Origin of the sequence: Sulfurimonas autotrophica DSM 16294 (assembly GCF_000147355.1) — a bacterium.
GTDB lineage: Bacteria > Campylobacterota > Campylobacteria > Campylobacterales > Sulfurimonadaceae > Sulfurimonas > Sulfurimonas autotrophica.
This window is the reverse complement of record NC_014506.1, coordinates 2,146,587-2,153,198: the sequence shown is the minus strand read 5'-3', so window position 1 is coordinate 2,153,198 and position 6,612 is coordinate 2,146,587. Positions and strand designations below refer to the sequence as shown.

Sequence of the window (6,612 nt, the reverse complement as noted above, 5' to 3'; positions counted from 1 at the left end):
TTATATATAATCATAAAAATTTTTTTTAAGGCAGAAAATGACCATACTTGGAATAGATCCTGGAACAAGAAATATGGGATATGCTTTAATTTCACTGCAAAATGGAAAAATCTCATTAATTGAGGCCGGACTTATAAAAATGAAAGCAGAAGATTTACAGTTTCAAATACCGCAAATGGTTGAAGGATTGAGCAGAATATTTGAAAATCACACAATAGATGAAGTAGCGATGGAAGATATATTTTATGCACACAATCCGGCAACGACAATAAAACTTGCACAGTTTCGCGGAGCTATTATGTTAAAATTACTCCAAGAGTTTGGGCAATTTCATGAATATACTGCTCTGCAGGTAAAAAAAGCGCTTACAGGTAAGGCAAAAGCACAAAAAGAGCAGGTTGCATTTATGGTAAAACGTTTGTTAAATATTAAAAAAGAGATAAAACCGCTTGATATATCAGATGCTATGGCCGTAGCGATTACGCATTCTCAGCGAGTGAGATTACAAAAGTAGAGGTGATTTTATGTAACTGTTTTAGAGGACAAATCCTCCCTTCGGTCTGAGCCTCTAAAATAGCCACATAAAATCAATGTTAAATAAGTAAAAAATAATCTAAGGATGATAAAAAGATGTCAAAATTTGAAAACGTAACAATAACAAAAGAGGCAAATATCTATTATGATGGAAAAGTAACAAGCAGAACGGTTGAATTTTCTGATGGGAGTATAAAGTCATTGGGAATAATGCTGCCGGGTGAATATACTTTTAATACGCACGATAAAGAGATAATGGAGATGATGAGTGGTGATGTGGAGGTAAAACTTCCAGGTGCAGAGTGGCGAACACTTCTAACACCTGAAATGTTTACAGTGCCGGCTAACTCTTCATTTGATTTAAAAATCAAAAGTGTGACCGATTACTGCTGTTCTTATATAAAATAAGTGTTAGTTCGTATATTTTGAAGCAAGAGAAGCAAGTGCATTAATATCAAGTGCACCGCTGACTCTCTCGACTTCACGACCGCCTTTAAAGACAATAATAGTCGGAATACTTCGAATACCGAAACGCGCACCCAAATTTTGTTCATTTTCAGTATTTACTTTTGTAAAAAGTGCTTTGAGCGGAAACTGTGTAGCCGCACGCTCAAAATTTGGAGCCATCATTTTACAAGGACCGCACCACGGCGCCCAAAAATCTACTATAACGGGGATATCACTGTTAACAACAACTTCATCAAAATTAGCATTTGTTAATTCTACAGGTTTTGTATCTAGCAGTGACTGTTTACATTTACCGCAGTTTGCTTTTTTGTAACTCTCTTTTTGAGGTACATTGTTTACAGTAAAACAGTGTGGACATACTACTTTCATATAATTCTCCTTTTTTAGAGTGTATTTTACACCTTATTTGGCAATTGTATTGCTACTTTAGTTCCATTTGTATTTGAGTTCAAAGATATATTTCCGTGAAGATGTTCATTAATTATGGTTTTACACATATATAGACCCAACCCCGTACCGTTTTTACTTTTTGTAGAAAAATAGGGTTCAAATACCTTTTGTAAATTGTCAATTCTTATTCCGCCGGCATTATCTTCAATGGTGATTAATACAGATTCTTTATTATTTACGACAATAACAGAAATTTTTTTATTTTTTATATTATTTTCTTTAAAAGCATCTATAGAATTTTTTAAGATATTAAGAATAGTTTGCAAAAGTTCATTTTTATAAGTTACTATACTTATATCTGGATCTATATTTATATCATACTCTATATCAAGCTGTTTTAGTTCACTTTTTAGAAAAAATAGAGATTTTTCAAATAAATTTGAAATATTTACTTTTGCCGCAATTTTGTTAGGTTTGAAATAGTCCCGAAAATCATCAATAGTGCTTGATAAAAAATTAGTTGTTTTTTCAATTTTATTTATGGAGTTATCTATTATTTTGTTATCTAATATACCTAACTCTTTTTTTATTTTAAGTGTAGCTATAACTGTATTAATTAGTGAAAGAGGCTGTCTCCACTGATGGGCTATCATGCTTATCATTTCTCCCATTGCAGCACTTCTTGAGTTTGAAAGGAGTTGTTTATGTTGAAATTCTGTTATCTCTTTTTCTTTTATGAGTGCTTCGTTGAGTTCTTTTACTTTTTGTATATTTGTTTGCAGCAGCGCATTTGTATTTGCCATAATTGTCTGATCGGTTATTATAACAGCCACAAATTGTTTGTCTTGTTTAAAAGGGATTATGCTCACATCTTGCTGCATATATTTAAAAAGAGAGTTTTTTATTTGATTGATTTTAATAGGAATAAGATAATGCGATGAACTTGCTGTATAAAAAGTCGGTGTTTGTATTGTAAAGGCAGTCTGTATTTTTCTTTTTAATGTTTTTTTATTAATTGTAGGAAAAATTTCATATAATTTTTTGCCTAGTACATCATTTTCTTTGAATTTTGTATGTAGCTGCATCCATTTATTGTAATAATGTATTTGTAGTTGATCATTTAATATAATAACACCGTTATTTATAACAGATAATATCTCTTTATCTACATCAAGTTGTCTAAAATGTTGTTTAGTTTTATTTTGAGCCATTGTATTGATTCATCTTTTGTTAGAATAAAAATTTTCCCATTAATTTTTTGATCTTGAAAATTCAGTTCTGTATCTATAACGATAACTTTTGAGTATATTTTAAATGTCTGTACATTATTTATTTCATTTAAAGGAACCTTTGAGATGCTTGGAAGTGAAAAGCCGACTTCTGTTTCGAGCTCTTGTGCCAGTTTTGTTGTGAGTGAAGATGTGAGTACGTTTGTGAGCTCAAGTATGGCATCATCCAAATCATCTTTATTTTCAAGCTCAAGGTGTTTTGCCAGATTGTTTGCACTCTCTTCATTAATAAAAAAAGCACTTTCTCCGTTAAATTCTCCGTTAAATGCCTGTGAAGAAAAAAAGTAGCTTGTACTTTTTAGCTCTTCAAATGTTTTTAAAAGTTCAGCTACTTGTATTACTTGTATATTTGGAATACTCAGCGATGCAAAAGCCTCAAGCATTTCAGCAATTACGGCTGTTGCACTTCCATAGGCTATATTCATCAGTTCTTGGAGTACATCTTCTTCATCTTCACTCAGTATGTAATTACTCATTTGCTAAAGATTCCAGTATCTCTTTAAGTTTTTGAGGATTTATAGGTTTGGCAATATGAAATTTTGCTCCAAGTGCGAGAACTTTTTCTTTAGCCTGTTCTTGTACATCTGCGGAAACAACAACTACTTTTATGTCGGGGTTTATTTTTCGTAATTTTGGTAATGCGGTATAACCATCCATTTCGGGCATTGTCAAATCTAGAAAGACTATGTCTGGTCTCTCTTTAAGCGTCATTTTTACTGCTTCAAGACCATTAGTAGCTTGAAATATATGTGCTTCATCAGTATATGTTAGAAGTGCCTTTACAAGTACACGTCTTGCAAGTTTTGAATCATCCGTGACTAAATATTTCATTTTTCTTTCCTAAAAGATTCTATGCTTTCTGCCATGCCATAGTCCGGGTTTTGTTTTGGTTCTAGAACAATTTGGGCTAGTGTGTTGTTATCATGATTAATAATTATAGGAGCTAAAAAGTTAATTGTTGATTTTTCCAAAGGCTTTTGAATGAGTAAAATATTGTAAACGCTTATTTTTGAGTTACTATTTATATTGAGCAAATTTTTTGTTTCCATTGGAATGTCAAAAGAGTATTCTCGTAATATGTAAGGATTAACCAATGTGAAGGAAATACCCTCATTATGGCTATCTATCATTGTAGAAAAAAGTTCATCTATCCCATTTATATCTACCTGCTTAGTATTTACAAATCCAAGTATTTCGCCTTTTACTTCATATGCCATTACTATCCTTTAAAATTGTTCCTCTTTATATTTCAAGTCTTTAGAAATGATATAGAGTGTGGAGTTTTTAATTGTTGAGGCATTATAGCACGCTCCTATACCAAATGCAAACTCATTGTTTACATGTAAGAGGCTTGCGCCTTCGTTCATGTCTATAAACTTAAGTTTATTTTGTTCAAGTAGTCTTGCATCTGTTACGCCTGTAAAATCAAGTTCTAGTGTTATCCAGTCAAAGGCACGAGCTCTGTCTTGTACGGCAACTGTTAACTTTATATGTGTGGGCGAGACAATATTTACAATGCGTAACTCAGCATCTTTAAAGTTGTCAAATCGTTCAAGATCTATTGGCAACCGACACACTCCATGCTTCTGTCTTCTACATCGCTTACCATTTCAGGTGACTGTGAACGCAGGTAGTAGGTAGATTTAAGCCCTAGTTTCCATGCAAGCATATAAATCTCATTTAAATAACGCCCGCTCGCTTTATCCAGGGTAATGAAGATATTAAGTGATTGCCCCTGATCTATCCATTTTTGACGAATTGCTGCAGCTTTAATAAGAACTGTCTGATTTAAATCATATGCCGGAGTGTAATAACTCCATGTATCAGGCGACAGATTTGGTACAACAACAGGAATAAGTCCGCTGAGATTTTCTTCTGACCATTTACGCTTAAAGACAGGTTCTATAGCCTGTGTTGTACCCGTTAAAATTGATATAGATGACGTAGGTGCAACAGCCATCAAATAACCGTTTCTCATACCCTGTTTTTTTACTTTTGCACGTAATTCATCCCATTCGTAGGTAGATGCAAATAGTCCGCCGCGGTCAACCAAATTAACTACTTCAGCATTTGCATGGTCCTGAGGCATTATTCCTCTACTCCACTTACTGCCTTCAAACTCAGGATAACTTCCTTTTTCAGCTGCCAAATCAGAAGATGCAGAAACAGCGTTATAACAAACAGATTCCATAATTTCATCTATTTTGTCAAAATGTTCCTGACTTCCCCACATAGTGCCGGCCTCTGCTAACATTTGTGCTTCACCCATAACACCCAAACCGATAGAACGACTTCGCATGTTAGTACGTTTTACCTTTTCAACAGGATAGAAGTTCAAGTCAATAACATTGTCCAAACATCTAATGGCAGTCGGTACGATTCTGTCTATATCTTTTTTTGTATTTACACGTGAAAGGTTGATAGAAGCAAGATTACAAACAGCAGTTGAGCCATCAACTTTTTCTTTCTCTACAACAAAAATCGGCAATCCGCCAAGTGAATCCAGAGCAGTAACTTTTTTAGCCGGTTTTGTTATACCGCTGTCAACTGTTACCATCTCGTTTTCTTCATAGCTTACACTTTCACCATTTTCAAAAATAAATTTGATTTTATAATGGTTAGGCTGTGTGTTTTGAAAAATTTCTGTACAAAGGTTTGAGCTGCGAATAATTCCATAATGATCATTCGGGTTTGCTCGGTTAGCATTATCTTTAAAACAAAGAAACGGCGAACCGGTTTCAAAATAAGATGTAAGTATCTTTTTCCATAAATCTTTGGCTTTTACTTTTTCTTTGATGATACTTTCATCTTGTTCTAATTCTAAGTAACGTTTGTTGAATTCTTCACCATACATGTTAGTAAGTTCTCTGGTGTCATAAGGATCAAAAAGTGTCCATATGCCATCTTCTTCAACACGTTTCATAAACATGTCATTAAGCCAAAGTGATGGAAATAGATCATGTGCACGTCGACGCTCTTCACCGGAGTTTTTCTTTAAATCCAAGAAGTCGTTAATATCTATATGCCACGGTTCAAGGTAAACGGCTATTGCTCCTTTACGAGTACCGAGCTGATCTACGGCAATGGCGATGTCATTTGTAATTTTTAAAAACGGTATGGTACCGCCGGCTGCATTTTTATGTCCGTCTATATAAGAGCCCATTGAGCGGACCTGTGTCCAGTCCCAGCCGATTCCTCCACCGAATTTAGAAAGCATTGCCATCTCTTTATAGGCATCAAAAATTCCCTCTATATTATCAGGCGTTGAACCGATATAACATGAACTCAACTGGTGTCTCGGCGTTCTGGCATTAGAGAGTGTCGGTGTTGCAAGCATCACTTCAAATTTACTAATCATGTTATAAAATTTAATAGCCCATTCTTGACGGTTTTCTTCACGCTGAGCCAAGAACATTGCTATTGCCATAAACATATGCTGAGGAAGTTCTATTGGGTTAGAATCTCTGTCTTTTATCAGGTATCTGTCATAGAGTGTTTTAATACCAAGGTAGTTAAACTGTAAATCTCTTTCGGGCTTGATGTGCTTTTCAAGTTCATCAAGGTCATACATCTCTTTAAGTCCTAAAAGGATGCGTCCCTCTTTTTCACCTTTTTCAAAATATTTTTCAAGTTTACAGTAGCCTGTGAATCCGTTTACTTGATGATACAGATTGAAAAGAAAAAGACGTGAAGCGACAAATGTCCAGTTCGGTGCATCTATGTCTATTTTGTCGACTGCAGTTTTAATTAAAGTTTCTTGTATCTCTTTTGATGTTATGCCATCACGAAAGTGAATTTGTGCATCAACCTCAAGTTCACTTTGACTTACATTGCCCAAACCTTTTACAGCTGCAGAAGTATACTTTTGAATTTTAGAAATATCTAAAGGTTCTGTCCGTCCGTTTCTTTTTATAACTGTTATCATAACTGT

The 6,612-nt window shown here is 34.3% G+C and carries 9 protein-coding genes; 2 read left to right on the top strand and 7 right to left on the bottom strand.

What is annotated here, in order from left to right:
• Nucleotides 1-37 precede the first annotated feature (37 nt).
• Complete coding sequence (gene ruvC / locus SAUT_RS10965; RefSeq protein ID WP_013327960.1) at nt 38-514, top strand: crossover junction endodeoxyribonuclease RuvC; 477 nt, start codon at nt 38-40, stop codon at nt 512-514.
• Between the two features lie 116 nt (nt 515-630).
• Nucleotides 631-942, top strand: a complete 312-nt coding sequence (ppnP, locus tag SAUT_RS10960; RefSeq protein WP_013327959.1) for a pyrimidine/purine nucleoside phosphorylase — start codon at nt 631-633, stop codon at nt 940-942.
• A gap of 3 nt (nt 943-945) precedes the next feature.
• On the opposite strand, the gene trxC is transcribed toward ppnP, so the two are convergent.
• From trxC to SAUT_RS10925, 7 genes are read right to left on the bottom strand one after another with little or no spacing between them, the layout of a single operon-like run.
• Nucleotides 946-1,371 (bottom strand): thioredoxin TrxC, encoded by a 426-nt coding sequence (gene trxC, locus SAUT_RS10955; protein ID WP_013327958.1) that lies wholly within the window; start codon nt 1,369-1,371, stop codon nt 946-948.
• Between the two features lie 26 nt (nt 1,372-1,397).
• The gene (locus tag SAUT_RS10950) at nt 1,398-2,603 is read right to left on the bottom strand and encodes a sensor histidine kinase (RefSeq protein ID WP_013327957.1); all 1,206 of its coding nucleotides are present in this window, start codon (nt 2,601-2,603) and stop codon (nt 1,398-1,400) included.
• Complete coding sequence (locus SAUT_RS10945) at nt 2,558-3,157, bottom strand: chemotaxis protein CheX (protein ID WP_013327956.1); 600 nt, start codon at nt 3,155-3,157, stop codon at nt 2,558-2,560. Before SAUT_RS10945 ends, SAUT_RS10950 begins: the two co-directional genes overlap by 46 nt.
• Nucleotides 3,150-3,512, bottom strand: coding sequence for a response regulator (locus SAUT_RS10940; RefSeq protein ID WP_013327955.1), 363 nt, complete (start codon nt 3,510-3,512; stop codon nt 3,150-3,152). Before SAUT_RS10940 ends, SAUT_RS10945 begins: the two co-directional genes overlap by 8 nt.
• Entirely contained in the window at nt 3,509-3,898 is a 390-nt protein-coding gene (gene fliW, locus SAUT_RS10935) for a flagellar assembly protein FliW (RefSeq protein WP_013327954.1), read from the bottom strand. Before fliW ends, SAUT_RS10940 begins: the two co-directional genes overlap by 4 nt.
• Before the next feature lie 9 nt (nt 3,899-3,907).
• Entirely contained in the window at nt 3,908-4,258 is a 351-nt protein-coding gene (locus SAUT_RS10930; protein ID WP_041675258.1) for a hypothetical protein, read from the bottom strand.
• Nucleotides 4,240-6,606 carry a ribonucleoside-diphosphate reductase subunit alpha gene (locus tag SAUT_RS10925; protein ID WP_013327952.1) on the bottom strand — a complete coding sequence of 789 codons (2,367 nt, stop codon included), beginning with the start codon at nt 6,604-6,606 and terminating at the stop codon, nt 4,240-4,242. The genes SAUT_RS10930 and SAUT_RS10925 overlap by 19 nt, the downstream gene beginning before the upstream one ends.
• Between the last annotated feature and the right edge of the window lie 6 nt (nt 6,607-6,612).

Coding starts and splice junctions, on each gene's coding strand:
- ruvC (WP_013327960.1), top strand. CDS start 38: ATGACCATACTTGGAATAGATCCTGGAACAAGAAATATGGGATATGCT.
- ppnP (WP_013327959.1), top strand. CDS start 631: ATGTCAAAATTTGAAAACGTAACAATAACAAAAGAGGCAAATATCTAT.
- trxC (WP_013327958.1), bottom strand. CDS start 1,371: ATGAAAGTAGTATGTCCACACTGTTTTACTGTAAACAATGTACCTCAA.
- SAUT_RS10950 (WP_013327957.1), bottom strand. CDS start 2,603: ATGGCTCAAAATAAAACTAAACAACATTTTAGACAACTTGATGTAGAT.
- SAUT_RS10945 (WP_013327956.1), bottom strand. CDS start 3,157: ATGAGTAATTACATACTGAGTGAAGATGAAGAAGATGTACTCCAAGAA.
- SAUT_RS10940 (WP_013327955.1), bottom strand. CDS start 3,512: ATGAAATATTTAGTCACGGATGATTCAAAACTTGCAAGACGTGTACTT.
- fliW (WP_013327954.1), bottom strand. CDS start 3,898: ATGGCATATGAAGTAAAAGGCGAAATACTTGGATTTGTAAATACTAAG.
- SAUT_RS10925 (WP_013327952.1), bottom strand. CDS start 6,606: ATGATAACAGTTATAAAAAGAAACGGACGGACAGAACCTTTAGATATT.